Annotated in this window: 22 protein-coding genes and 2 riboswitches; of the genes, 17 read left to right on the top strand and 5 right to left on the bottom strand. The window is 35.3% G+C overall.

Annotated features, from left to right (window positions below; all coding sequences use genetic code 11):
• Positions 1-319 precede the first annotated feature (319 nt).
• Positions 320-1,135, top strand: coding sequence for an SMI1/KNR4 family protein (locus tag NST77_RS23435; RefSeq protein ID WP_123258802.1), 816 nt, complete (start codon positions 320-322; stop codon positions 1,133-1,135).
• Positions 1,136-1,650: 515 nt separating this feature from the next.
• A complete protein-coding gene (locus NST77_RS23440; protein WP_171509249.1) occupies positions 1,651-2,046 on the top strand; it encodes a VOC family protein in 396 nt (131 codons plus the stop codon).
• Between the two features lie 538 nt (positions 2,047-2,584).
• Here the strand turns inward: NST77_RS23440 and NST77_RS23445 are convergent.
• From NST77_RS23445 to NST77_RS23460, 4 genes are all read right to left on the bottom strand, one after another.
• A complete protein-coding gene (locus NST77_RS23445; RefSeq protein ID WP_156485486.1) occupies positions 2,585-2,725 on the bottom strand; it encodes a hypothetical protein in 141 nt (46 codons plus the stop codon).
• A gap of 363 nt (positions 2,726-3,088) precedes the next feature.
• On the bottom strand, positions 3,089-3,433 hold the full coding sequence (locus NST77_RS23450; protein WP_123258804.1) for a hypothetical protein: 345 nt from the start codon (positions 3,431-3,433) through the stop codon (positions 3,089-3,091).
• Between the two features lie 186 nt (positions 3,434-3,619).
• Entirely contained in the window at positions 3,620-4,906 is a 1,287-nt protein-coding gene (locus tag NST77_RS23455) for an MFS transporter (RefSeq protein WP_123258805.1), read from the bottom strand.
• Position 4,907: 1 nt separating this feature from the next.
• Positions 4,908-5,501, bottom strand: coding sequence for a helix-turn-helix domain-containing protein (locus NST77_RS23460; RefSeq protein ID WP_163187740.1), 594 nt, complete (start codon positions 5,499-5,501; stop codon positions 4,908-4,910).
• A 379-nt stretch (positions 5,502-5,880) separates the two neighbouring features.
• Here NST77_RS23460 and NST77_RS23465 point away from each other — a divergent pair, with 379 nt between their 5' ends.
• The 8 genes from NST77_RS23465 (at position 5,881) to NST77_RS23500 (ending at position 15,391) form a co-directional block, all read left to right on the top strand.
• A complete protein-coding gene (locus NST77_RS23465; protein ID WP_341123659.1) occupies positions 5,881-7,119 on the top strand; it encodes an MFS transporter in 1,239 nt (412 codons plus the stop codon).
• 21 nt (positions 7,120-7,140) lie between these two features.
• The gene (locus NST77_RS23470; RefSeq protein ID WP_172859860.1) at positions 7,141-8,601 is read left to right on the top strand and encodes a sucrose-6-phosphate hydrolase; all 1,461 of its coding nucleotides are present in this window, start codon (positions 7,141-7,143) and stop codon (positions 8,599-8,601) included.
• 252 nt (positions 8,602-8,853) lie between these two features.
• Positions 8,854-9,225, top strand: coding sequence for a DUF956 family protein (locus NST77_RS23475; protein ID WP_095332946.1), 372 nt, complete (start codon positions 8,854-8,856; stop codon positions 9,223-9,225).
• A 451-nt stretch (positions 9,226-9,676) separates the two neighbouring features.
• Entirely contained in the window at positions 9,677-10,648 is a 972-nt protein-coding gene (locus tag NST77_RS23480) for a mannose/fructose/sorbose PTS transporter subunit IIA (RefSeq protein ID WP_095332948.1), read from the top strand.
• Positions 10,649-10,682: 34 nt separating this feature from the next.
• Positions 10,683-11,489, top strand: coding sequence for a PTS mannose/fructose/sorbose transporter subunit IIC (locus NST77_RS23485; protein ID WP_047943343.1), 807 nt, complete (start codon positions 10,683-10,685; stop codon positions 11,487-11,489).
• Positions 11,490-11,506: 17 nt separating this feature from the next.
• The gene (locus tag NST77_RS23490) at positions 11,507-12,418 is read left to right on the top strand and encodes a PTS system mannose/fructose/sorbose family transporter subunit IID (RefSeq protein WP_047943344.1); all 912 of its coding nucleotides are present in this window, start codon (positions 11,507-11,509) and stop codon (positions 12,416-12,418) included.
• A gap of 123 nt (positions 12,419-12,541) precedes the next feature.
• Positions 12,542-13,558, top strand: coding sequence for an oxidoreductase (locus tag NST77_RS23495; RefSeq protein ID WP_341123660.1), 1,017 nt, complete (start codon positions 12,542-12,544; stop codon positions 13,556-13,558).
• Between the two features lie 159 nt (positions 13,559-13,717).
• The gene (locus tag NST77_RS23500; protein WP_095332952.1) at positions 13,718-15,391 is read left to right on the top strand and encodes a ribonuclease J; all 1,674 of its coding nucleotides are present in this window, start codon (positions 13,718-13,720) and stop codon (positions 15,389-15,391) included.
• Positions 15,392-15,495: 104 nt separating this feature from the next.
• On the opposite strand, the gene NST77_RS23505 is transcribed toward NST77_RS23500, so the two are convergent.
• Entirely contained in the window at positions 15,496-16,767 is a 1,272-nt protein-coding gene (locus NST77_RS23505; protein ID WP_163187744.1) for an FAD-binding protein, read from the bottom strand.
• 216 nt (positions 16,768-16,983) lie between these two features.
• A riboswitch (cyclic di-GMP riboswitch) is annotated at positions 16,984-17,070 on the top strand.
• Positions 17,071-17,200: 130 nt separating this feature from the next.
• Between NST77_RS23505 and NST77_RS23510 the strand changes: the two genes are divergently transcribed.
• The 7 genes from NST77_RS23510 to NST77_RS23540 all read left to right on the top strand — a co-directional run bounded on the left by NST77_RS23510 (position 17,201) and on the right by NST77_RS23540 (position 25,531).
• On the top strand, positions 17,201-17,569 hold the full coding sequence (locus NST77_RS23510; protein ID WP_047943348.1) for a hypothetical protein: 369 nt from the start codon (positions 17,201-17,203) through the stop codon (positions 17,567-17,569).
• 56 nt (positions 17,570-17,625) lie between these two features.
• On the top strand, positions 17,626-18,336 hold the full coding sequence (locus NST77_RS23515; RefSeq protein WP_235850340.1) for a hypothetical protein: 711 nt from the start codon (positions 17,626-17,628) through the stop codon (positions 18,334-18,336).
• A gap of 47 nt (positions 18,337-18,383) precedes the next feature.
• A complete protein-coding gene (locus NST77_RS23520) occupies positions 18,384-19,571 on the top strand; it encodes a methyl-accepting chemotaxis protein (RefSeq protein WP_095332956.1) in 1,188 nt (395 codons plus the stop codon).
• Between the two features lie 93 nt (positions 19,572-19,664).
• Positions 19,665-19,750, top strand: a riboswitch (cyclic di-GMP riboswitch).
• Between the two features lie 126 nt (positions 19,751-19,876).
• Positions 19,877-21,244 (top strand): sodium-dependent transporter, encoded by a 1,368-nt coding sequence (locus NST77_RS23525; RefSeq protein WP_341123661.1) that lies wholly within the window; start codon positions 19,877-19,879, stop codon positions 21,242-21,244.
• 40 nt (positions 21,245-21,284) lie between these two features.
• Positions 21,285-22,934 carry a pyridoxal phosphate-dependent decarboxylase family protein gene (locus tag NST77_RS23530; protein WP_123258812.1) on the top strand — a complete coding sequence of 550 codons (1,650 nt, stop codon included), beginning with the start codon at positions 21,285-21,287 and terminating at the stop codon, positions 22,932-22,934.
• Positions 22,935-23,226: 292 nt separating this feature from the next.
• On the top strand, positions 23,227-24,822 hold the full coding sequence (gene dcuS, locus NST77_RS23535; RefSeq protein ID WP_095332962.1) for a DcuS/MalK family sensor histidine kinase: 1,596 nt from the start codon (positions 23,227-23,229) through the stop codon (positions 24,820-24,822).
• Position 24,823: 1 nt separating this feature from the next.
• Positions 24,824-25,531, top strand: a complete 708-nt coding sequence (locus NST77_RS23540) for a response regulator (RefSeq protein WP_095332964.1) — start codon at positions 24,824-24,826, stop codon at positions 25,529-25,531.
• Positions 25,532-25,621: the final 90 nt, after the last annotated feature.

Below are 25,621 nucleotides of genomic sequence, written 5' to 3' on the forward strand. Positions count from 1 at the left end.
TCTTTTTTCTATTAACATGGTTGCATAGGTATTTTTATGTGTTTGTGGTGAAAAAGAAGACCAAATCAGCAATTCTTAATAATCGATTCATACGAGTTTCTATTTTTTTTTTTTTTTGACAATTTCTGTTTCGTCAAATTCTTTCGCAAAAACAAACCAATATAATGATAATAAAACTAATGAGCATTTTAATAAATATTTTTTCATTCTTCTATTATGAAATTCAGTTTATTATTGTAATTATTGAGAATACAAGCCATTTATGTCTAATACAAGAAATTTATGATGAAATATACATGCTTTTTAGGAGTGGAATTATATGAATATATGGAATGATGATAATAGCACTTATACTTTAAGTAGTATAACGTCTGAGGATATTAAACTAGCTGAGGAACATTTCAAAGTTAAGCTACCTGATGAATATATAGATCTTTTAAAGATAAAGAATGGTGGAACATTAAGATATAATGCTTTACCTTTTTCTTTAAACGGGCGGGAAGAGGATGACTTTATTTTAATAGAATATATACATGGAATAAAAAAAGACGAAGGGATTATGCAAACAGATTATTACTTAAAAGAATGGGAGATAAATAAAGAGAGAGTAATTCTTTTAAGCGGTGATGGTCATGAATGGTTAGCTTTAGATTACAGTACTTCAGAGGAACCTAAAGTAGTTTATATTCTAACAGATGAAGATGAAGTAATAGAGTTGTATGAAACTTTTAGTAAGATGTTAAAGGCTTTATATATCGAAGGAGAAGAAGTGGAAGGAAACTTTGAAGAAGATGATGACACAATAACATATACCATTGAAGAAGCAAGACGTTTAATAAATAGTAATAATAAAATAGAAGTGCTAACTGGTATTGAAGCTTTCAATAATTTGTCAGATGACCAGGAAATTCTTGCTGAAAATCTTGATAATATTAGACATTTCCTCAAGCATAGTGATAAAGATATAGTCGAATTTGCAGGTGAATCTGCTTGGAGTTTAGTTTACTCAGATTACGAAATTGATGAAGAATTTATAAAATTTGTTTCTTCTGTATATAAAGGTAGAACTGATATACCGATTTTTCCAATACTACTTGCTAGGATGAATAATCATTTAAAGTTGGATAAGCAGTAATCAGGTTGTTATTAAATCATGCCTAAATAGCCCTCTCCAAAGTTGGTTTTTTTGTGGGGGTATTTAATATCATAACTAGAATACATAATTAACGAATGATAAGTTATCGGAGGAAGACTGTATAAACAAGATACTGTAGAAGGAAGTAGACCATTTAATGAAAATAATCCAGGTGGATGGAGTCAGACCAAAATTAGGTCCATCAGTTGGAGGCCAGCAAGACCAGATCCAGATGGTGGTCATTGATATAGTCTTCTTTTAATATGACTTAATAAAAGTTTGTTCACATATCATATTTTTGTAAATTTATTATAAAAAAGCCAGCATGTATTTGTAATATGAAACTTCCAGAGAATTTTTTTAAAAGGACTATTAGCTTTGCCCAATTTGCCCCAACAAAAAACAAATAAAATATTTTTCTAAGGATATTTTCTTAAAGAATGTTGCTTTAAATAATTGTAGCTCTAAATTATCTGATAAAATAATCTATATAGATTAGAAAAGGAGGCCATCCATTGTCAAAAGGTCTTATTCACCATATTGAAATATATGTTTCAAATTTGAAAAGTTCAATCACCTTTTGGGGGTGGTTTTTAGAGGAATTAGGATATGAGTCTTTTCAATCGTGGGAAAGTGGACATAGCTGGAAACTCGGAGAGACATATATTGTTTTCGTACAAGCAGAAGAACGGTTTATGGACATACCTTACCATAGATGTCGGGTAGGTCTAAACCATTTGGCATTCCACGCAAGTTCTCGTCAACAAATAGACGATATGACAAGAAAGTTAGAACAAAAAGGTGTTAAAATCCTTTATACCGATAAGCATCCCTATGCAGGAGGGGAAAAACATTACGCGGTTTATTTTGAAGACCCGGATAGAATTAAGGTTGAATTGGTAGCACCTTGACCACTATATTTATAGAGCTTTTAACATCTCAACAGTTGTGTAACTGGATTTTTGACATGCTAAAATAGTATTTCATTAAAGAATAGAACAGTTATAATGAATAAAGAGTGATGGGAAAACTCCATCACTTTATAGGCTTCTCATCAGTTCACCAAGCTTTTGAGAGGCTTCTTTTTTTCTGTCATTAGTAATGTGTATGTTCCTACCGGTCCATGATTTGAAGTAATTCATTTCCTGCTTCTGCTAAAAGAAGTGTGTATATCTTAATGAATGAGGGGTTAATCGTTTGTGGATAGCTGGCGTTAATGGTATGTTCTTCAAAGTCAATACCTTTCCACTTAAGGGCTTATAATCCTCCAGCCCGCAATCTAGGTATAGGCAAGAATTAAGAAAATTACATAGTCATTTGGATATTCCGAGCTTTTGGCTGCATCAAGGAATATCATCATTTTTAATCCTTCGGGAGGGAGAGAAGGAAAGGCATAATTGTTTCATAGAAGTAAATCAATAAAGGTTCCAATGTATTACTGTACAAAATTTAATAAGCCCAGCACGGAACTGGATGTTCTGAACCACCACAGTCAGAAATCATTGGTTTCACATCTGAACCAAATACTGGTGATGACACAGAGAAAATTAATCCAAAAACCATTGTAATTTTCAAGAGATTTTTTTTCATGAATTCACCGCCTTTCAAACGTAATAAGTATATTTATGGTATATCAAATACTGGAATTATTAAAGGAATAGAATTCCACAAAAAACTAAAAGATTCGACATGAAGTGAAAACAGATAACTAAAGTGTAGCAAGGAGGAGTAAAGTTGGCTAAGGTTTTAGACGATGTCGTGGGAGTATGGTGTTTTGGTTTGATAAAGAAAATGAAGACATCGTTTTCATGAAATTAACAAGAATTAGATACGGAATATGTGATGGACGAAAGCTAATAGTTAAACGTAAGGAAAGTAGATAACAGCTGTGCAATCGGAAAAGAAAAGCTCTAATTTAATACAAAAAGCGTGAGAGAATTCACGCTTCTATTATTACTGACGTTTTTTTAATTGGAGATTCCCTTTAAAGATAATAACAGCATTGAAAGCTTCATATAAAGCATAAACGGGATAGCAAAATGCTAGGAAAATTATTGCTGTAGGAATTTTTTCCACAATAGGAAAGAAGTTAGTTAAAAAGTTTTTGACAGTGACACCAAGTAAAATAAAGAGAGGAATTATGATTATTGCTACTAAAATTAATATTGGTGTCATCTTTGTTTCTTTTAACTTAGCCTTACAATGCGGGCATTTCATATTAAATGGTGATGGAAAATCTTCAAAATGTTCGATTGTAAGAGATTTGTTACAGTTAGGGCATGGGGTAGATGTTTTCATAATTCATTTCTTTCTCCTTAGTATAGATTTAAATACATTATAAGTTGTAATTATTTTAATAGAAAGTAAATTTTATACAAAAATCAACTTAAATGAACAGTACAAAGCTTATCCGCAGAAAGGATAGTAAGAGATGATCAATAAAGAAGTATGTTGATGAGAACTTCTAGACTATAGTTGGTTTATTTAGCCTGAGTTGGATTTTTGATTTTTTACATGTAATCCATAATCTTCAGCATTCATTTTAACTGGCTGTGGCAATTTCCTTAATGTAGAATTTAAAATCCAAAAAATTGATATGAATAAAAATCCAAAACTTAATAATCCGAAGACTAGGGTAATATCAAGAATTGTAGCAACGTAACCGCCTAAAAGGGAACCGATAGGCATCATTAAAGTCCCGATACTAGCTGCCACCGTAATAGTTCTCGCAACCAATTTCTGTGGAATCATTCCTAATATAGCTGAATTCATGACAACATTGGTTACACCTAAAGGTATCCAAGCAAAACCAAACAATATAATAGATAAAGTTTTTGAAGGCATAAAGATGGAACTAATCCAAAAACAAAATCCTATAATAAATGCTATAATTGTCAAAGTACCTAAAGGGAATTTTCCCATAATACTCCCCAATAGAGCTCCTATTAATGTTCCTGCTGATAATGCTGCCATTAAATATCCATATGTCTCAGAACCACCAAGGTATTCACCGTATACTGGTAAAATAGCAAGGGTCGCCCCAATTGCAAAGTTTGCAACAACTATCGATACAAATAATTTAGCAATGATAGAACCAAAAACAAATTTAAATCCATCAGTTAATTCTAACCAATAATTCTTAAGTAATTGTTTCAGTTTTCTTTGTTTATTATCTGGTATTAAGACATCTGGATCCTCATTAACAGAAATTCTAATTGATAAAAATAATACGGCAGCAATAAAAAATACTATGGAATCTATAATGAATAACGTTACTACTCCTAATAATGAAATTAGTATACCCGCAATTGCATTAAAAGCCATATCAATGCCTTGATAAGCAAAACTAAATAATGAATTACCTTTAACTAATTCATCTTTTTTCAATATCAAAGGTAAAGCAGCTGTTTGAGCCGGGTATGCGAATTGATTTAGCAAAGATATCAAAGGAATTATAATTAGTACTGTAGTTACATTTAAATAATTGAATTGATGCGCAATCGGAATAATAGCTATAAGTATGCCTTGAACAAGCTGAGTAATAAATAGGGTTTTTCTTAAAGACCAACGATCAACCAATGGACCTGCTAAAAATTGTATTGCTTGTGGTAACAAGGCTAAAAAGCCTGCTAATCCAGTGTGAAATGCTGATCCTCCTAATTCATATACTAACCACATTGCTGCAATATAATAGATACTGTCTGCCATATTAGTTATAATTCTTCCGGAAAATAATCGTGTAAACCTCCAGTTTCTAAATAAGGATATCATTTTAAAATTCACCTTTTTCCTTTTTTACTTCGAAACCTACACTTGAAATATAAAAAGTGCTTATATCTTCTTGGTCCGTATTTTCCATAATTGCTAATTCATTTAAAAGATTATGATACTTTTTTTTCCACTTCATAAACTGTTGTCGATTAATATTAACTTTTGTTTGAATAGAAATTAATGGCCAATCCATATATTCTCCTGAAGATATTGAAAATGATTCCTCGGGAGCAACAATTGCCTCATTTCTTGCATTTGACAAAATTGAATATATTGAAGTTCTAATTGATTCATTCATTTCATTGAGGTGAGGAAAAAGCTTTTGGTCGATAACAATATCTGTTCCATAAGTCTTATAAAATTTCTGTGCAATCCCATTTAGTAATTCCGTTTTTTCAATATATATTATCTTAACTTTTTCAAGTTCCTTTAAATGGTAATGTACCTTAGGGGCAGGGATATTTAAAATATCCCCAATTTGTTTCCCCGTTTTGGATTGGTTTGTTATTTCGGAAAAGATTCTTATTCTTAAGGGATCACTAATCGCTTTTAATTGATCGTAAGATTTAATCAATAATAAATTTGTAGAGGACATCCTTCAATACTCCTTTAACGTTCAAATTTGTTTGAATGTTATTATATAATTTTTAGTTTTACAATTATTTTATTTATTTAGATTAAAGAGAACTTCTTCTTTTAAAAGATACATTTGGAATTTATTAAACTTTATTTCTTGTATTAATGTTTATAGAGGTAAAAATGAAAGCGAATTTAGGGATCCTCTATTCAAATAAAGCTTCCAGTAAAAGTACTAAAAGGAACAATAGCTTAAAAGATTGTTTAGTAGATTATTTTTCTGTTTATTATGTCAACGGGTTGACATATGGAACCGGTTGACATAGAATGATCATTGAAAGTGCTTTCAGTATTTGTTTGGGTTTGTTTTTCTAAATTACTGTAAAGGAGATATGAAAATGAAGAGTTCAAAAAGTCTTTATTGGAAATTAAGTGCATATTTTTTCTTTTTCTTTTTCACTTGGTCATCCAGCTATTCCTTATTTTCAATTTGGTTAGGGCAAGAGGTTAATTTAAATGGGGCGGAAACAGGTATTATCTTTTCTGTAAACGCTATCTTTGCTTTGTGTATGCAACCGTTATATGGATATATTTCAGACAAAATTGGCTTAAAGAAAAACATCTTATTTTTCATTAGTTTATTACTTGTATTTGTTGGACCTTTTTATATCTATGTTTATGGGCCATTATTACAATACAATGTAATGGTGGGTGCAATCGTAGGGGGACTTTACCTAGGTTCTGCCTTTCTAGCAGGAATTGGAGCAATTGAATCGTATATTGAAAAAGTAGGACGTAAGTACAACTTTGAATATGGGAAATCAAGAATGTGGGGCTCTTTAGGCTGGGCGGCAGCGACTTTTTTCGCTGGCCAATTATTTAATATTAATCCTAATATCAACTTTTGGATTGCTTCTGTCTCAGCTATAATCTTAGTCGCCATCATTATTTCGGTACAAGTTGAAATTTCAAATCGGGAGATGGAAAGAGCAGATTCAGTAAAATTAAAAGATGTTGGACAATTGTTTCTTTTAAAGGACTTTTGGTTATTGATGATGTATGTAATTGGGGTCACCTGTGTTTATAGTGTTTATGATCAGCAGTTTCCAATTTATTATTCATCTTTATTCCCAACAAAGGAATTAGGAAATCAAGTATTTGGATACTTAAATTCCTTCCAAGTTTTTTTAGAGGCAGGAATGATGTTCCTTGCTCCGTTTATTGTAAATAAGCTTGGACCGAAAAAAAGTTTACTCTTAGCGGGTTATTTAATGGCTTTCCGAATTGTTGGTTCGGGGCTAGTTGCAGGACCAATCGGAATATCAGCAATGAAATTGATTCATGCAGTTGAACTGCCAATCATGTTAATTGCAATCTTTAAATATTTGGCAGCAAACTTCGATACACGCTTGTCATCTGTGTTATATTTAGTTGGTTTCCAATTTTCGTCACAAGTTGGTGCTTCGATTCTGTCGCCTGTAGCGGGTAATTTATATGATAGTATTGGCTTCCGTCAATCGTATATCATTATGGGAATTTCAGTACTTTTATTTTCCACTATTTCAATTTTTACTTTATTAAATTCAGATAAAAACATAGTCAATAAAACTTCAAAAAATTTGAAAGAGATTAGTTAGGAGGCTTTTCAGATGAAAACAATTGATAAACTGTTACAAGCGGAAGAAGCTCTTCAAAATGCAAAGAAAAAAATCAACAATCGTTATCGTTTAGGTTACCATATTATGGCTCCAGCAAACTGGATAAATGATCCTAACGGATTAGTACAGTATAAGGGAGAATACCATGTATTCTATCAACATCACCCATATGATGAAAATTGGGGGCCTATGCATTGGGGGCATGTGAAAAGTAAAGACTTGGTTCACTGGGAACACTTGCCGATTGCTCTTGCTCCAACAGAAGATTATGAAAAAGATGGTTGTTTTTCAGGAAGTGCAGTTGATCATAACGGGATCCTGACATTAATTTATACAGGGAATATCTTTATTGATCAAGAAAAAGATATTCTTGATCAATCACAATGTATCGCGACAAGTACTGATGGTATTCATTTTACAAAGGAAATTGCAAATCCAGTGATTACAAAGCATCCAGAGGAAGGGTCCGGGCATTTTCGCGACCCGAAAGTGTGGAAACACGGGGATTATTGGTATATGGTATTAGGTACTCGAAAAGGGGATATTGGAAAAGCAGTTCTTTATAAATCAATAGATTTAAGAAAATGGGAGTATCTTGGTGTTTTGGCTGAAAGCGATGGAACTCTTGGATATATGTGGGAGTGTCCTGATTTCTTTGAACTGGACGGAAAGTATGTCTTATTATTTTCGCCACAAGGGATAGAAGCAAAAGGAGATTTATATAATAATTTATTTCAAACAGGATATTTGGTGGGTGAATATAATTACGAAACAAATGAGTTTGTACACGGTGCTTTTATTGAGTTGGATAATGGACATGATTTTTATGCTGTTCAAACATTCCTGGATAATAAAGGTCGCCGTATCTCCATTGGTTGGATGGATATGTGGGAGTCAAACATGCCATCGAAGGAAGATGGATGGTGTGGAGCGTTAACACTGCCAAGGGAACTAAAATTAGGGGAAAATAATAAAATTTTAATGTATCCTGTTGAAGAGTTAACTTTATTGCGGGAAGCAGAGAGAACTGTATGTAAAAATCATATTTTATCCAGTGTTTATTTCGTTGAAATAAAAGAGGATCTACTTGAATTGAGAGTAGAGTTTGACTTGGCAAAAACATCAGCTGAGGCTGTCGGCTTAAAAATTTGTGGGATCAATCAAGAAAAGACAACCATCATGTATCAAAAAGAGAATAAAAAGTTAGTATTGGATTGTTCAAAGTCTGGTAAGGAGGAAGATGGGATTAGAAGTACAATGCTTAAATCAGACCAGTTACTTTCTCTCAGGGTGTTTATTGATCGATCCTCTATAGAGATATTCGCCAATGATGGAGAGGTATCAATGACTAGTCGAATATATCCAAAGGAGGAAAGATTAGGTGTAGAACTTTTTCTGGAAAATGGCGAAGCACAAGTAATTGATTTTACTTATTGGGTATTAAAAGATATTTGGAGATAAATAGCTAAGGAACAGGTGTTATCCACTTGTTCCTTATTTTATATTTCCTAATAAGTCAATTCTGTTTAGACTATTCAAGTTTTTACTAATAAAATACTAGACTATTAATACGAGAGATCTCCGATAGATATAACATCTTCTATATTACTCAATCCAAATTCTGAAGATAATGTGAACTCTCCCAGAGTATTTGCTTAAAGCAAAAAAAGACGTATAATTATTAGTATTAAAAGATAGAAATGGAGTAAACAAATGGTCCAATCAATTAATACAAAAGTCGATTTAGTTATGAACGCAACCTCACACACAGGAATCTCAGAATATGGGAAGATTATGATTGGGGACAAGGGCTTTGAATTCTTTAATAGCCGTGATGCTCGCAAGTTTATCCAGATTCCTTGGGAAGAGGTGGATTATGTAATTGCTTCTATCATGTTCAAGGGGAAATGGATTCCGCGTTATTCTATCCAAACGAAGCGAAATGGGACATATACATTTTCCTCTAAAGACCCGAAAAAAGTTTTACGGACAATTCGTGAGTACGTTGATCCGAAGCGTATGGTTCAATCGTTGAGTTTCTTTGATGTTATTAAACGCGGATTAAAGGGTAAGTCGAAAAAATAATAGATCCGCAGTAGAATGGATAGAGGAAAAAACTATTGCAATTAAAGAATCATAGCATTGTTTGGGAGAGAGGGTTTCAGAAAATGATAGCGGAATCAAAAAAAATAATTTCCCTATTGAAAGAGAAAATCCAGTGTGCTATAATTTTTTTGCAAGCTTACTAAAGTGAAGCAGAAGGATATTAATTACTCCGTTTAAAGCGTTTACAGAATAAATTGAATAACTATCGTCATTATTTTACGTGTTACTGATTCGATCAGGCATGAGTAAAAAAGTATGATTGAATGAAGGGAATAGGGGCATTCTATACCTATAACTTCATTTAAATCGACTTTTTACTCATGCCTTTTTTATTTTTATCAAACACTGTAATCGCTTTTATGTAATCGCTTTAGATGAGTTGGAAAAATGCAGCTTGATAGCTGTAAAAATAATAATGGGAGGTAAAAAGATGGTAGGAATTATCATTGCTAGTCATGGTGAATTTGCCAGTGGTATCTTGCAATCTGGAGCAATGATCTTCGGAGAGCAAGAAAATGTAAAAGCTGTTACATTGATGCCAAGCGAAGGACCTGCAGATGTAAAGGCAAAAATGCAAGAAGCGATCGCCTCTTTCGATAACCAAGACGAAGTACTATTCTTAGTTGATCTTTGGGGTGGAACTCCTTTCAACCAAGCCAATAGCTTGTTTGAAGAACATAATGAAAAATGGGCAATTGTTGCTGGTATGAACTTACCAATGTTGATTGAAGCTTATGCATCACGCTTTACAATGAACACTGCACATGAAATTGCCGCACATATTTTAGGAACAGCTAAAGAAGGAGTTAAAGTAAGACCTGAAGCTTTAGAACCAGCAGAAACAGCTGCTAATACGACTGCTCAGCCAGCAAGTGCAGGTGCTCCTGGAAAATTTGAATATGTGTTAGCACGTATTGATTCTCGTTTACTTCATGGACAAGTAGCAACTGCTTGGACAAAAACGACACAGCCTACCCGTATTATTGTTGTCTCTGATGAAGTAGCGAAGGATGAACTTCGTAAGAAATTAATCCAACAGGCTGCTCCTCCAGGAGTAAAAGCACATGTTGTTCCAGTGAAAAAAATGATCGAACTTGCAAAAGATGATCAACATTTTGGTGGTCAACGCGCTTTACTACTATTTGAAAATCCACAAGATGCTCTTAGAGCAGTTGAGGGTGGTGTTCCATTAAAGACAATCAACGTAGGTTCTATGGCACACTCACCTGGTAAAGTTCAGCCGAATAAGGTGTTAGCTTTTAACCAAGACGATATTGATGCATTTGCGAAGTTAAAAGAAGCTGGTTTAAGCTTTGATGTACGTAAAGTTCCGAATGATTCAAAAGGTAATATGGATGAAATAATCAAGAAAGCACAAGATGAATTAAATAGACGAAAATAATCCGAATATCAAAGAAAAAGGAGGATTAATAAACATGGATTTAAATATGATTCAAATATTATTAGTCATTATTGTAGCGTTTTTAGCTGGTGTTGAAGGAATCCTGGATGAATTCCACTTTCACCAACCAATCATTGCCTGTACGTTAATCGGCTTAGTTACAGGAGAATTAGTACCATGTCTTATCTTAGGTGGTACCCTTCAAATGATCGCTTTAGGTTGGGCGAACATCGGGGCTGCAGTAGCACCGGATGCTGCACTAGCATCAGTTGCATCTGCCATTATTTTAGTTTTAAGTGGTCAAGGAGATGCCGGTGTATCTTCTGCTATTGCGATTGCAGTTCCACTTGCAGTTGCTGGTTTATTATTAACTATCATCGTTCGTACAATTGCAACAGGATTGGTGCATTTGATGGATGCGGCGGCGAAAGAAGGAAACATTAAAAAAGTTGAACTATGGCATATTTTTGCGATTATCTTACAAGGATTACGTATTGCTATTCCAGCTGCATTAATTATCGCTATTGGGGCAGGTCCTGTGAGTGACTTACTTACAGCAATGCCAGATTGGTTGACAAACGGTTTAGCAATCGGTGGGGGAATGGTTGTAGCTGTTGGTTACGCAATGGTTATTAACATGATGGCTACAAAAGAAGTATGGCCATTCTTTGCGATTGGTTTCGTATTAGCGACTGTTTCACAAATTACACTTATTGGTCTTGGGGCTATCGGTGTGGCTCTTGCTCTTATCTATCTTGCGCTTTCTAACAAAGGCGGTTCTGGTAATGGCGGAAATGGGAACACTGGTGATCCACTAGGCGATATTATCGATAATTACTAAGAAGGAGGGGACAGAAAATGGAAAAAGCATTTAAATTATCAAAAAAAGATCGTATTTCGGTTTGGTGGCGTTCCACGTTTATTCAAGGTTCTTGGAACTATGAACGTATGCAAAACGGTGGTTGGGCATTTGCCATGATTCCTGCTATAAAAAGATTATATAAATCAAAAGAAGATCGTGCGGAAGCACTAAAACGTCACTTAGAGTTCTTTAATACACATCCTTATGTGGCTTCACCTATTCTTGGTGTAACATTAGCACTTGAAGAAGAGCGTGCTAATGGAGCACCAGTGGATGATAAAGCAATTCAAGGGGTTAAAGTCGGAATGATGGGACCATTAGCTGGTATTGGAGATCCAGTTTTCTGGTTTACAGTGAAGCCAATCCTTGGTGCTTTGGCTGCTTCTCTTGCTTTAACTGGTAATATTCTTGGACCAATTATTTACTTCTTTGCTTGGAACCTTATCCGCATGGGATTCACTTGGTATACACAAGAAGTTGGCTACAAAGCTGGTTCAAAAATTACGGATGACTTATCTGGTGGGTTGCTACAAAACATTACAAAAGGGGCATCGATTCTCGGGATGTTTATCCTCGGTGCACTCGTAAACCGGTGGGTATCGGTCAAATTTACCCCTGTTGTATCGTCAGTAGAGCTTGATGAAGGTGCTTATATTGATTGGGATAAATTACCTGCTGGAGCAGAGGGGATTAAGACAGCCTTGGAACAGCAAGCTGCTGGTCTTTCATTAGATCCAATAAAAGTAACTACATTACAAAGCAACTTAGATAGCTTAATTCCTGGTTTAGCTGGATTATTGTTAACACTTCTTTGTATGTGGCTGCTTAGAAAGAAAGTTTCTCCAATCGTTATGATTCTTGGCTTATTCGTGGTAGGTATTGTATTCCACCTAATTCACTTAATGTAAGTAAGACAATATAAAAGAGAAAAGCACCTCCTAGTATGATTTTTTTAGGAGGTGCTTTTCACATGACAAATAGGAAGAAAAATGGGATAAATAGTATAATAAATAAATTTTTAGGAGGCTGCTATGCTTACTATTGGTTATATTGGAAATGGGAAAAGCACAAACAGATATCATCTGCCGTTTGTATTACAAAGAGAGAATATCAAGGTAAAAACAATTTACCAAAGAAATCCAAAGCGTGAAAGCTGGGATCGAATTGCAGGAGTCAATTATACATCTGATTTAAATGAATTATTAAATGATAAAGACATTCAATTAATTGTTATTTGCACAAGACATGACAGTCATTTTGAATACACTAAATTAGCACTAGAACATAATAAACACTGTTTAGTTGAAAAACCTTTTATGGAAACTGCCGAACAGGCCAGAGAAATATTTGCATTGGCGAAAGAGAAGAATTTAATTGTGCAGGCGTATCAAAATAGACGTTTTGACAGTGATTTTCTGACTGTGCAAAAGGTCATTGAAGAAGGAAAACTAGGGGATTTGCTGGAAGTGGAAATGCACTACGATTATTACCGTCCGGAAGTGCCAGAATCTGCACAGACCTTTAATCCTGCGGAGTCATTTTTATATGGACATGGCTGCCATACGCTTGATCAAGTCATCAGCTATTTTGGCAAACCTGATCATATTCATTATGATGTAAGGCAATTATTAGGACAAGGAAGAATGAATGATTATTTTGATTTAGATTTATATTATGGGAAGATGAAAGTGTCTGTAAAGTCTAGTTATTTTAGATTGAAAGAAAGACCTAGCTTTGTCGTTCATGGAAAAAAGGGATCTTTTGTGAAAGAAACAAAAGATCGTCAAGAGGAACATTTAAAATTATTTTACATGCCGGATAATAAAGATTTCGGGATAGATACGATAAAACATTATGGAGTATTAACCTACATTGATGATGAAGGGACAATCCATGAAGAAACAGTGAAATCGGTAAACGGCGATTATGGAAGAGTGTATGATGATTTATACAAAGCGATTATAAATGGGGAAGATAAGACCATAACAGACGAACAAACGTTATGGCAAATGGAAGTATTAGAAACTGGCATAAAAAACTTAAAATAGTGAATTTTGGATTAAGACCCCTTATTGGGGTTTTTTCTTTTTCTGCAGGAGCCTTTTCTTTAAAGTTTCTTAAGCAATAGATGTGTTTCTCTTCTTTTTGCATGAAAGCTAAATAAAAAAGAAATAATAACAATATTTAGTGTGCTAAGGAGGAGAATAATGAAAGTGGATGAGAATGCTTTGTCGTTTTTTGCATTAGGCGGAATAAATGAAATCGGAAAAAATATGTATGTCGTTCAATATGAGGATGAAATTTTTGTTATTGATTGTGGAGGGAAATTTCCTGATGAAAGCTTATTGGGTATTGATTTAATAATTCCAGATATAACCTATTTGGAGGAGAATCAGGATAAAATTAAAGCTTTAATCGTTACCCATGGTCATGAAGACCATATTGGTGGAATCCCCTATATTCTAAGGAAATTAAGCATTCCTATTTATGCTACAAGATTTACCTTAGGTTTAATAGAGCTTAAAATCAATGAGCATAAGCTAAACGGAGAGACAAAATTAATAACTATTGATTCTAGCTCCAAGCTAGAGTTTGGAGAAGTGCAAGTTTCCTTTTTTAAGGTAAGTCACAGTATCCCAGACTGTCTTGGAGTTGTTTTCCACACCCCAGAAGGAAATATTGTTCACACAGGTGACTTTAAATTTGATTTAACCCCGGCGAATAACCAATATGCTGATATACATAAAATGGCGGAAATCGGGCAGCAGGGAGTTTTAGCATTAATATCAGAGAGCACAAATGCAGAACGAAAGGGGTTAACTCCTTCTGAACAAATGGTTGGTTCTCATTTAGATGAAGCCTTTATGAAAGCAGATGGGAAAATTTTCATTTCGACATTTGCTTCGAATGTTAATAGAATACAACAAGTAGTAGAGTCTGCTATAAAAACAAATCGTAAATTAGCATTGCTTGGCCGCAGTATGGTAAATGTGGTGAACGTTGCTATAGAACGTGGCTATCTTCATATGCCGGAGGGAATGTTAATTGATGTCAGTCAAGTAGACCAACTGCCAGCAGAGAAAGTTGCCATTCTCTGTACAGGTAGTCAAGGAGAACCAATGGCTGCTTTGTCACGTTTAGCAAGTGGGAACTTTCGCGATGTTACAATATATCCGGGGGATACTGTTATTCTAGCAGCATCTCCAATCCCTGGAAATGAAAAAGACGTCTCTAAAATCATAGATAATTTATTTCAACTTGGGGCAAAAGTAATTTATGGTTCTGGCAGTACAACCGGTATGCACGTTTCTGGTCATGGCTATCAAGAAGATCTAAAGTTAATGTTAACCTTAATGAAACCAACCTACTTCATTCCCATTCATGGAGAATCTCGTATGCTCTACCATCATCGAATATTAGCAGAATCAGTGGGAGTGGAAAAAGAAAATACTTTTATTATTAAAAATGGAGAAGTTGTCGATATCAAAAATGGAGTAGCCCGTCAAACACGCTTTGTCCCAGCAGGAGACACATATGTAGATGGGATGGGTGTTGGGGATGTTGGCGATATTGTGTTAAGAGATCGAAAGCAGCTATCGGAAGATGGGATGCTTGTTGTTATTATTACCATCAGCAAGGGCGACAGGAAGATTATTTCTGGCCCAGATACGATTACGAGGGGATTTGTTTATGCCCGTAACTCTGATGAATTACTGAAGGAAGTAAACCGTTTGGTCAAAAAGACTGTCAATGACTTGCAATCAGAGAATATTCATAAATGGAATGTAATGAAACAAAATATTAAAAAATCGGTTGGCCAGTATTTATTTAATCAAACAAAGAGAAAGCCAATGATTCTTCCGATTATTATTGAGATTTAGCATGAAAAATTTGATGTTTTCTAAAAAGCAATGGGAGCAATAGATTAAGCACCCATTGCTTTTTAGTTTAGAAGCAACCTAGCGGGATTTTATTGTAAACGGATTCAGTTATGTTCGTTAAAAATATACTTATTCATAAAAGTATTGCGAAACTTACCTTGTGGGTCGTACTTAATAAGTAATTGCTGGAATGCGGGCATTTTTTCATATAGCGATTGTATTTTGGAAGGGGCGGTAGTAAATAGCTTCCCCCAATGTGGCTTTGCCTGAAAAGGCTCGAGCTTGGATTCGATTAACGGGAGTACTTGCTGAACTTCCTTCCACTTATCTTGCCAAGTAAAGTGAATAGCGATGGAATCCTGTTTATAGGATGGGCTTAACCACAGTTCGTCCTTCGCAATTGTCCGCACTTCCGAAATAAATAAAAGGGGTGCGATGTATTCACGTATTTCACTAAGGGCACAAAGAGCGTTATAAGCATGCTCTCGCGGGAATATATATTCACTTTGCAGCTCTTGTCCCTTACTTGGAGTGAAGTCCATCCGGAAGTGTGGCATGCGATCAAGCCAATCTCCTGGAACACCAAGCTGTGCCGTGCAATTAGTTGCAGCGACTCCTCGTACTGGATGAAGATTTTCTTTGGCTGCTTTTGCTCCGTAAAAGTCATCACCTAATGAAAAAGTCTGGTCATCTGTCAGCTTACTCTTTAACCACACTTGATTAAATGTTTCGTCCTGCCAATCTGTAAACAGACTGACACTATAAGCACTGGAAGAAATGGTGTCAAAATGATGAGCTGTTTGAGCAAATGGAAGATTTTCATAAACATCTTGCCGCATTAGATGACTTGGATGAATATCTAAGGTGAGTTTTGTAACAATACCAATTCCTCCTAATCCAACGACTGCACCATGTAATTCCTCTTCTGACTTTTCTCTTGAAAAAGTTATGATACAACCGTCCGCTGTAACGACTTCCATAGCGGAAACTGCAGCAGCTAAATTTTGATTGCTATTACCTGAACCATGAGTTGCTGTAGCACAAGCTCCAGCAATCGAAATGTGTGGAAGGGATGCAAGATTATGTAAGGCATAGCCATGCTGCTGAAGCACGTGGCAAAGATCTCCATACTTCATTCCTGCTTCTACCGTTACTGTTTTTTCTTCGCTATTAATAGCAATAACTTTATTCAGTTTTTGCAAAGAGACGATATTCTCCTCTGAATCAGCGATGCTATTAAATGAGTGACGAGTTCCAATTACACGAAGCTTTTTTAATTTTAAAACTAATTGTTGAATTTCCTCCACTGATTCTGGTTCGTGCCAGTTAGTTGCACTATATTGAAAATTCCCTGCCCAATTCCTTTTCAATCCCATAACGCCACTCCTTTATTGAGTTTATTATACAATTTAACTATATACGTAAAGAGAGAGAATTTTCAAATATTATCATTTGGAAAAAAACAAGGTAATTAGACCTATTTTTTGTTTCTTTTATGTGAAGAAAAAATACTGGTATCGACAAAAAATGACAAGTTCCTTATAATGGAATAGTAATATGTATATATGCTATTAGTACCATTGTTTTCCTGAAATTGAAAAAGGCAAACTTATCGAAAGGTAAGGACGCAAAGCTACGAGTCTAAAATCCTTCTGGATAATGATAGTCGGGTTGCCAGGTATACTTTAAGCAATTATTTGGCTATCCCTATTTATGTATGTCTAGGATAGCTATTTATTTTTGCTTTGGACTTGTGGAGAACAATAAAAAACATAAACTATAGAAACTTAATAGAAAAGGAGATTTGAGATGATTGTTGTAGACAAAAAGAAGTATAAAATGGAAATAGATGAAAACTCAAAAGAAGTACGTGTCCAGGTACATGGATTGATGAGAGAGGAAGACGCAGAGGGGTATATGGTTGATTTACAGGATACGATAAGTAAAGTATCTAAAAAGGATTATACTTTTGTCGTGGATGGTACTCATCAAACGCCTGTTCCATCAAAGGTGGTACCTCAGTTAGAACAAACAATGCAATTTTACTCTAGCTTAGGTTTTAAGGATGTTCTTGTAATTAAACCTTCGTCAAAAATTGCCCAAGTGCAAATTAGAAACGCCCTAGAAAGAATTGATTTTGCAGGTACATTTATTGATCGTGCCTCTCATTCTAAGTAATGCCAGGTTTTAATAAAAAAGCTATTTTTTAATCGGATTTGAAAGGGAGTTATGAAGTGCAAAAGGTAGAAATGTCGTATAAATATGAAATTATAACAAAGGAACAAACAGATCTAATCGAAAAGGCTGCTGACTGTCTTGCAAGCTCATTTATTGGAGTGGATATTGCTGGGAAATGGGTTCAAGAGCCAATGGTTGGTCAGTTAAATATAGGCTATGAGGATTTCTATCAGTTCACGAAAGATTATATAGATGCTACTGTGGAGCAAGGATATTGTGCAGTTGCAATAGATAATAATCAAAAGGTTGTTGGTGTTCTTGCTGGAGATACCAATGCTCCAGAGATTATTGGAGAAGATGTATTTGAAGGCACCTTTTTAGATATGAATGTTATTCTGCATGTTCTTGAGGATGTAGATAAACGCTTTTTGGATGATTATAAGCAGCGCACTGGAAAAGAACTGCAGGATGGCGAGATACTTCATTTATTCATGTTAGGAGTAACTGCTGAACTTGAGCGTCACGAAATTATTAAGCAATTAGGAAATAAATTAATAACGAAAGCATCTGAACAGGGATTAAAGGCTGTTGTAGGAGAAGCAACAAATCCTAAGTCTATGCGTGTCATGGAAAAATATCATAATATGAAGAAATATAGAGATGTTAAAGGAAATTATATTGTTCATAAATATCAAGAAAATAGCAGATTAAAAGATATTCCTGCAACAATCGCTGACGGCACTTATATCATTATGAAAGAGTTTTAAAATTTCAGTATGTCTAAACAAATATATAAATAGGAGAGTTATTTATTATGGAGGCTATATTGCTAGGTATTATTGTTATCTTATTGGTTACCACCGTGTATTTTGCTTATCGATATTTTACATTGAAACATCATCCTCATATTAATAAAGAGATCATGAACGGGATGAAAGAAATAGCTGCAGGCAGTATGAGCAGCAAAGTAGAAGGTTCAAGTTCTTATCATGCTACCTTTAATCAATTAATTGAATTTTTAGAGCGTGTAAGGGGAAAGTTCTTTTCTTTTTCCAAAAATGTACATAAAAAGGGAGAAAGTTTAACTGAAATTGGTGAATACGCGATGGAAAAAGCGGACATTGTTAGAGCAGCAATTGACGAGGTTGGCAGAGGCTTACAGAAACAATTAGTCGCTACAGAGGAAAGCGCCCTTTCAATGGAAGAAATGGCTCAGGCGATTGAGGATTTATCCATAAGATCCAACCAAATTTCGGAACAGTCCAATACTACATTAGAATTAACGCAAGAGGGAGACGAAAAGTTAAAGGACTCTTTAGTGCAAATGGAGCAATTTAATCAAACAATTAATACAACTTTTCATGCCATCAATAATCTTGGAGAAAAATCTAAAGAAATTGGAACAATCGTAAAAGTAATTACAGGTATTTCCGAACAAATTAATTTATTGGCTTTAAACGCAGCGATAGAAGCAGCTCGGGCCGGTGAACACGGTAAGGGGTTTGCTGTTGTAGCAGATGAAGTACGAAAATTGGCTGAACAGTCCCGTCAGTCCTCTTCAGAAGTATCGAATATTGTGAAAAATATTCAAGAAGAAACGAATATAGTTGTTAAATCAATGCAACAGGGCACAGAAGAATTTAAAGAGACAAATACTAACATCTTAGAGGTTGGAACAATGTTTGAACAGATTCTGTCGACGACAAAGGTTATTGCGGAAAATAATGAGAATTCCTCTGCAAGTACAGAAGAACTATCGTCTGCTTCTCAACAAATCATGGCGACAATTGTACAGATAGCTTCTATCTCACGAGAATCGGTTGAAATGTTTGAGGAATTAATCGAAATCAGCGATGATGAATTACAAACAATTCAAGGTCTAGTACAAGAAGCCGAAAATCTTTTAGAATTGAAAAATGATGTAGATAAACTATTATCCACGTGGAATCAAGCTTCAGAACAAAAATCACATGCTGAAGGTGATATTACTGTAGCGGTTTAAGTTAGAAAAAAGCTTCTCATCGGTATTCAAACTTGTGAGAAGCTTTTACTTTAATTCCACTTTTAACGTAAATAACAGTATTTTGTTATATTCCTTCGAAAATAGCAAACTCATTGAAAAATGAGGACGCAAAGCTGCGGGCCTAAAGAAGTATTTCCATGGTAGCCAGGGTTGCCAAAAGGGTTGGATATTTGCTTATAAAGCAATAGATTGCTTTTTTATGTCCTCCTTCGTGTGGACTTTTTTATTTGGATTTGAGTTTCTAGCAGAAGGGATTGTATGTTGCAACAGGAAAGGGAGTAATTATGTCACAACAAGAGCAATGGAGATCAAAAATAGGATTTGTTTTAGCAGCAGCCGGATCAGCGATAGGATTGGGGGCTATTTGGAAATTTCCTTACGTCGCTGGAACAGGGGGAGGAGGAGCCTTTCTCTTACTTTTTTTAGTATTTACTTTGGTGTTGGGTATGCCCTTATTATTAGGAGAGTTTATGATTGGGAGAATGGGGCAAAGTAATGCGATTCGAACATATGGCAAGCTAGCCTCTAATCCTAAGTGGAATTTTATTGGTAAACTCGGTGTGTTTACAAGCTTTTTACTTCTTTCGTTTTATAGCGTTGTAGGCGGCTGGATAATCCTATATATTGTAAAGGTTTTGAGCGGTGGTTTAGCTGGACTGAGTCAAGATCAATACGGAGAGCTGTTTGGCGAAATTATTTCCAACCCTTATTCCACTATATCGGCACAGCTTGTATTTATGCTAATCACGATTCTTGTTGTTGCCCAAGGTGTGCAAAAAGGAATTGAATTAGCAAGTAAAATTATGATGCCTGCATTAGTTATTTTATTTTTAATATTAGTGATTCGCTCTTTAAGTTTGGATGGAGCAATGGAGGGAGTAAAGTTCCTGCTTGTGCCAGATTTTTCGAAGCTGACATCTGAGAGTATTTTATTTGCATTAGGACAAGCGTTTTTTACCTTGTCATTAGGTGTTTCGGTTATGCTTACATATGCTTCCTATTTACCTAAGTCTCAAAATCTACCCCGTTCGGCCATTTCGATCATTATCTTGAATATCGTTATAGCTTTATTGGCGGGATTAGCTATTTTTCCAGGAGTTTTCTCCTTTGGTATGGAGCCAAATGCAGGACCTGTGTTAATATTCTCTGTTTTACCTGCAGTGTTTGCTCATATGCCCTTTGGGATGTTTTTTTTCTTGGCCTTTTTACTATTATTCTTATTTGCAGCTCTCACTTCCGCATTCTCAATGATTGAAATTATAGTTGCAGCAGTTACTAAAAATGATGCAGCTAAAAGGAAGAAAGCTACTTGGATAATTGGATTCCTTATTTTTATTGTTGGTATTCCATCTTGCCTATCGTATGGTGCTCTTTCCGAAATCTATCTATTCAATAAGACAATTTTTGATTTGATGGATTATCTGGTTAGTAACATCTTAATGCCTCTAGGTGCATTATTAATTGCTATTTTTGTTTCTCAAAAAGTTTCAAAGGCTGATTTATTTGCAGAATTAAAGCGAGGATCAAATGTAGGATATGTATTTTTTATGATTTGTTATGTTCTGTTGAAATACGTTGTTCCTATTGCCATTGTTATCGTTTTTTTAGACGCAGCAGGCTTATCAGATTGGATTATTACTTTGTTTAAATAAAAAATACTTCTAGGAAAAAACGTCAAGGAGGTCAAATAAAATGAAGGAAATACAAGCATTGTTTCCTAGCATGGACGGAAATGACTTTCAACGAGAGGAATTACTGTCCTACTTTAAGACAATTTTAACAAAAATAGATGAATTAAAGGATCCTGACAAATTAACACTTGGAGAAATGCCAGAGTACACCGAGGATTATTACAATCGTGTGATTCAAAATGCGAATGTTCCTCAAGCAGGGGTGTCGATCGATGAAGTAATCAAAGAGCTTCTAAAATTGGTAGAAGGTCATCGCTATGTCAATCGTAATTATGTGGCCAATGCAGCACCTTTGCCGAATATTGCTAGTATCATAGGTAATTTAGTCATGGTGCTTGTAAATGGGAATAACCTTTGGGATGTAGAAGGCCCGGCCGCAGCTACAGCTGAAGTGGAAATCACAAGTATGCTGTCTAAATTAATCGGATATGACGAAAATTTAAGTGCGGGCTATACAACATGGGGAGGGCAAGGAGCTGTTTTCAATTCTTTACGCCTCGCTATTGCTCGTTATGCTCCTTCCTCTAACCAAATGGGCATTCCGAAAAATCTTTACTGCTTCTGTTCTGAGTTATCCCACTACAGCTTATATAAATCTGTAGAAGCAGCCGGAATTGGAGTAGAAAATATGGTTAGAGTCAAGGTGAACCAAGATCATTCTATGAATCTAGAAGATTTAAAGGAGAAAATAGAGCAAGTTATTGCAAAAGGTGGGGTGCCTCTTTATATTCTTGCAACAATGGGCACAACGGATACCTTTGGAATTGATGATATAGCAGGAATTAAGCAACTAGCGGAGGAGCTAGAACGCAAGCATTGTCTAAGCCCGCTCTATATTCATGCAGACTCAGCGATGGGAGGAATGTACACCTTCTTTAATGATTATGATTTTGAGAGAAATGCCCTTCAATTGGAAGATGATGTTAAGGAAGTTTTGCAATCCTATCAACAGAAGTTTAAACAGATCAAGCATGCTGATAGTATGGTATTTGATTTCCATAAGCTAGGACAAACACCGTATATTACAAGTTTATTTTTGATTAAAAACAGAGAAAGCCTTAAGTATGTTGATTTAGACGAAGAGGAAACTCCTTATGTTGGCAATCGTGGTTACGGCAGCTACCATACAGGCTATACATTAGAATGTTCGCGAATGGGAAGTGCGTTAGCAATTTATGCATCGTTATTAGCATTTGGTGTGGAGGGATATCAAATGCTGCTAGCTAACTATATTCGTGTGAATAGTAAATTTAGAGAAACGCTGACAAAAGAAATCCCGAATGTTGCCATTACGAATGAGGTTTCACCGATTACCACTTTCCGTTTTTATCCAGAAGAGCCAAAATGGAAAGAAGAAAGGAACGGTCTTTTAACTGCTGAGGAAATGATTGAAATTAATCAATTTAATGATGCGTTTGCAGAAATAATCGGTGCTGAAAGAGATACGATTTTCTTTGGGAATACAAAAAAGCAGTGCCTAGTAAAAGCAGCAAATTCAAACAAGAAAATCCCTGTCTATGCGCATAAATTTTTCACTATTTCGCCATACTCTACAGTAGAAGAGATTGACCGTTATGTGGCATTTTTAAAAGAACACTTATCATTTTTTATGAAAACAACATCAACTTATGACAGCATTTCCCTGCTATAAGGAAGGACTTTTTTTAATTACAAAAAAGCCCCATAGTTTATTTAAGTATATAATGAATTTAAAAAACTTTCTCTTTACAAGGGAAGGTTTTTTAGTTTTCATGACCTTATATATCAAGTGATAGACACTCTTTTATTAAATAGTAGTCTATATTATATGCTGATTATTTCTCCTTAATGCTGTTTTGCCATTTATGATAGAGAATGGAGTCTGTTTTTGTCTCTTTAGAATGAGCAGTTTTTTATTTAAGTACTACGATAACAATTAACCCTATAACCCCTTGGAGGAGAATATGAAAAAAGGCAAATTCAGTTTACAAGCTATCATTATTATTTTTGTATGTATTGTTGTTGCTTTCTCCCTTGGAATTACGGATTTGATTATCAGTAATAGCATTACCTCCAGCGTGGAAGAAACACAGAAAGAGAAGGCACTGGATGTTGCGAGGATGATGGCGATAACTCCGCAAGTAATAGGAGTTCTTGAAGGTCGAGAGAATGAGGAAGATGTCCAAGTATTTGCCAATCAAATTAAAACCCAGACGAATGTGAACTTTGTTGTGGTGATGGATATGAACGGAAACCGTCTATCCCATCCGGAAGCTAGTAAAGTTGGAAAGCATTTTAGCGGAGGAGATGAAGGCCCCGTACTTAATGGAAAGGAATATGTTTCTATTTCCAAAGGAACTCTTGGAAAATCGATGCGGGCATTTACGCCAATAAAAAACGCTGAGGAAGAGCAAATTGGTGCAGTGGCAGTAGGAATTTCTTTAAAGAGTGTAACAGAAGCTGTCCACAAAGGACGGATGGGAATTGGAATAGGGACTTTAATAGGAATTCTCATCGGCATAATAGGGGCTGTCGTGCTGGCGAGGTATTTCAAGAAAATTCTGTTAGGGCTTGAACCCTTTGCTATTGCTAAGCTTTTGGAAGAGCGTAGCTCGATGCTGCAGTCTGTGCGTGAAGGAATTATAGCCATTGATCAGGAGGGAAAAATCACGCTTGTGAACAAAGCAGCTAGTAAGCTTTTTCAAAAAGCAGGCATTGGGGAGGATGCTATTGGAAGGAACATTGAAGATTATTTACCAGAAACTCGGTTAACACGCATCATAAAATCTGGTGAAATGGATTTGGATCAAGAGCAGAACTTGCATGGGGTAACCATTTTGGTAAATAGAGTTCCTGTAGTGGTAGAAAATCAAGTAGTTGGGGCTATTGCCACATTCCGTGATAAAACAGAGGTTCAACAATTAGCTGAGCAGCTGACAGGGGTGCGCAATTATGCAGATGCGCTCCGTGCTCAGGCGCATGAGTTTATGAATAAACTCCATGTTATCCTTGGTTTAGTTCGTACGGAACAATATGAAACCCTTGCTAATTATGTAAGTGAAACGGTTAATCATCGGGAAACAGAGGTAGGCTTTGTTACGAAGAAGGTTCAAGATCCTGTACTTGCTGGATTTTTGATTGGTAAGCTAAGCTTTGCTAGAGAATCAGGCGTTTCCCTTTCCTTTGATTGTGAAAATATCCTTCCAAAACCAGCAGACCCGGAGATTACAAATGAACTAATTACGATTATCGGAAATATCTTTGATAATGCAATAGAGGCAATGGTAGACAGCATAAACAAAAAGATAGATCTCACCTTGGATTATGCAGAAGAAATTTTAACGATCGAAGTGAAAGATACTGGAATAGGAATGACAAATGCACTTCAAAATAAAGTGTTAGATAAAGGCTTCTCTACTAAAGGAAATAATCGAGGATTTGGATTGTACTTATTAGTAATGGCGATTGAAAGGCTGGAGGGGGAGCTTATTATTTCGTCCAAGCCTGGGAAGGGCACCACTTTTGCCGTATATATACCATATAAAGCAGAGGATGAATAAAATGATTAATGTGATGATTGTAGAAGATGACCCAATGGTAGCAGAAATTAATAAACGATATCTTTCTCAAATCAATGGGTTTCATTTAACTGCAACCGCCAATTCAGTAGATGATGCGATTACTTTATTAAAAAAAGAAAAAATAGAGCTTATCCTTTTAGATATTTTTATGCCTGGAAAGATTGGGCTGGAGCTATTAGCTTATCTTCGAAAAAATGATCTTGCTATTGATGTTATCGTGATTTCGGCTGCTTCCGATCTTGAGCGCATTAAGAAAGCTTTAAGACATGGTGTAGTCGATTATTTAATAAAGCCGTTTGAGTTTGAAAGATTTAACACAGCGCTGACAACTTATCTAGAGCAAGCTAGGATTACCAATAAGCAAGCTTCCATTAGTCAACAAGAGTTAGATACGCTTCTTTTACATAGGGAAGAATCTGTGACAGTGGAAGAATTGCCGAAGGGATTAACAAAGGATACGTTAAAACAAGTATGGGAAGCAGTTCAAAAATTAAAAGAGGAACCTTTCTCGACCGATGATGCTGCGAACTTAGTAGGTATATCAAGAGTATCTGCTAGAAAGTATTTAAATTTCTTAAAAGATTTAGGAATACTGGAAGTTAAGGTAATCTATGGCACGATTGGAAGACCTGTTTATCAACATGAATATAATCGCTTAAAAGAACACAGAATAAAAAACTTTTTGTAAGCAGCATGAAAGCTGCTTACTTTTTTTATTTACAAAAAGAATTATTAAACTTTCACAAACTATGAAAGCGTTTAACTGGAGAGTAAGATG

The organism is Niallia sp. FSL W8-0177 (assembly GCF_038006285.1).
In the GTDB taxonomy this organism is placed as follows: Bacteria; Bacillota; Bacilli; order Bacillales; family Cytobacillaceae; genus Niallia; species Niallia circulans_A.

Bases quoted from the DNA above. Each gene is read 5' to 3' on its own strand.
- NST77_RS23435 (WP_123258802.1), top strand. From the start codon at position 320: ATGAATATATGGAATGATGATAATAGCACTTATACTTTAAGTAGTATA.
- NST77_RS23445 (WP_156485486.1), bottom strand. From the start codon at position 2,725: ATGAAAAAAAATCTCTTGAAAATTACAATGGTTTTTGGATTAATTTTC.
- NST77_RS23450 (WP_123258804.1), bottom strand. From the start codon at position 3,433: ATGAAAACATCTACCCCATGCCCTAACTGTAACAAATCTCTTACAATC.
- NST77_RS23455 (WP_123258805.1), bottom strand. From the start codon at position 4,906: ATGATATCCTTATTTAGAAACTGGAGGTTTACACGATTATTTTCCGGA.
- NST77_RS23460 (WP_163187740.1), bottom strand. From the start codon at position 5,501: ATGTCCTCTACAAATTTATTATTGATTAAATCTTACGATCAATTAAAA.
- NST77_RS23465 (WP_341123659.1), top strand. From the start codon at position 5,881: ATGAAGAGTTCAAAAAGTCTTTATTGGAAATTAAGTGCATATTTTTTC.
- NST77_RS23475 (WP_095332946.1), top strand. From the start codon at position 8,854: ATGGTCCAATCAATTAATACAAAAGTCGATTTAGTTATGAACGCAACC.
- NST77_RS23480 (WP_095332948.1), top strand. From the start codon at position 9,677: ATGGTAGGAATTATCATTGCTAGTCATGGTGAATTTGCCAGTGGTATC.
- NST77_RS23485 (WP_047943343.1), top strand. From the start codon at position 10,683: ATGGATTTAAATATGATTCAAATATTATTAGTCATTATTGTAGCGTTT.
- NST77_RS23490 (WP_047943344.1), top strand. From the start codon at position 11,507: ATGGAAAAAGCATTTAAATTATCAAAAAAAGATCGTATTTCGGTTTGG.
- NST77_RS23495 (WP_341123660.1), top strand. From the start codon at position 12,542: ATGCTTACTATTGGTTATATTGGAAATGGGAAAAGCACAAACAGATAT.
- NST77_RS23500 (WP_095332952.1), top strand. From the start codon at position 13,718: ATGAAAGTGGATGAGAATGCTTTGTCGTTTTTTGCATTAGGCGGAATA.
- NST77_RS23505 (WP_163187744.1), bottom strand. From the start codon at position 16,767: ATGGGATTGAAAAGGAATTGGGCAGGGAATTTTCAATATAGTGCAACT.
- NST77_RS23510 (WP_047943348.1), top strand. From the start codon at position 17,201: ATGATTGTTGTAGACAAAAAGAAGTATAAAATGGAAATAGATGAAAAC.
- NST77_RS23520 (WP_095332956.1), top strand. From the start codon at position 18,384: ATGGAGGCTATATTGCTAGGTATTATTGTTATCTTATTGGTTACCACC.
- NST77_RS23525 (WP_341123661.1), top strand. From the start codon at position 19,877: ATGTCACAACAAGAGCAATGGAGATCAAAAATAGGATTTGTTTTAGCA.
- NST77_RS23530 (WP_123258812.1), top strand. From the start codon at position 21,285: ATGAAGGAAATACAAGCATTGTTTCCTAGCATGGACGGAAATGACTTT.
- dcuS (WP_095332962.1), top strand. From the start codon at position 23,227: ATGAAAAAAGGCAAATTCAGTTTACAAGCTATCATTATTATTTTTGTA.
- NST77_RS23540 (WP_095332964.1), top strand. From the start codon at position 24,824: ATGATTAATGTGATGATTGTAGAAGATGACCCAATGGTAGCAGAAATT.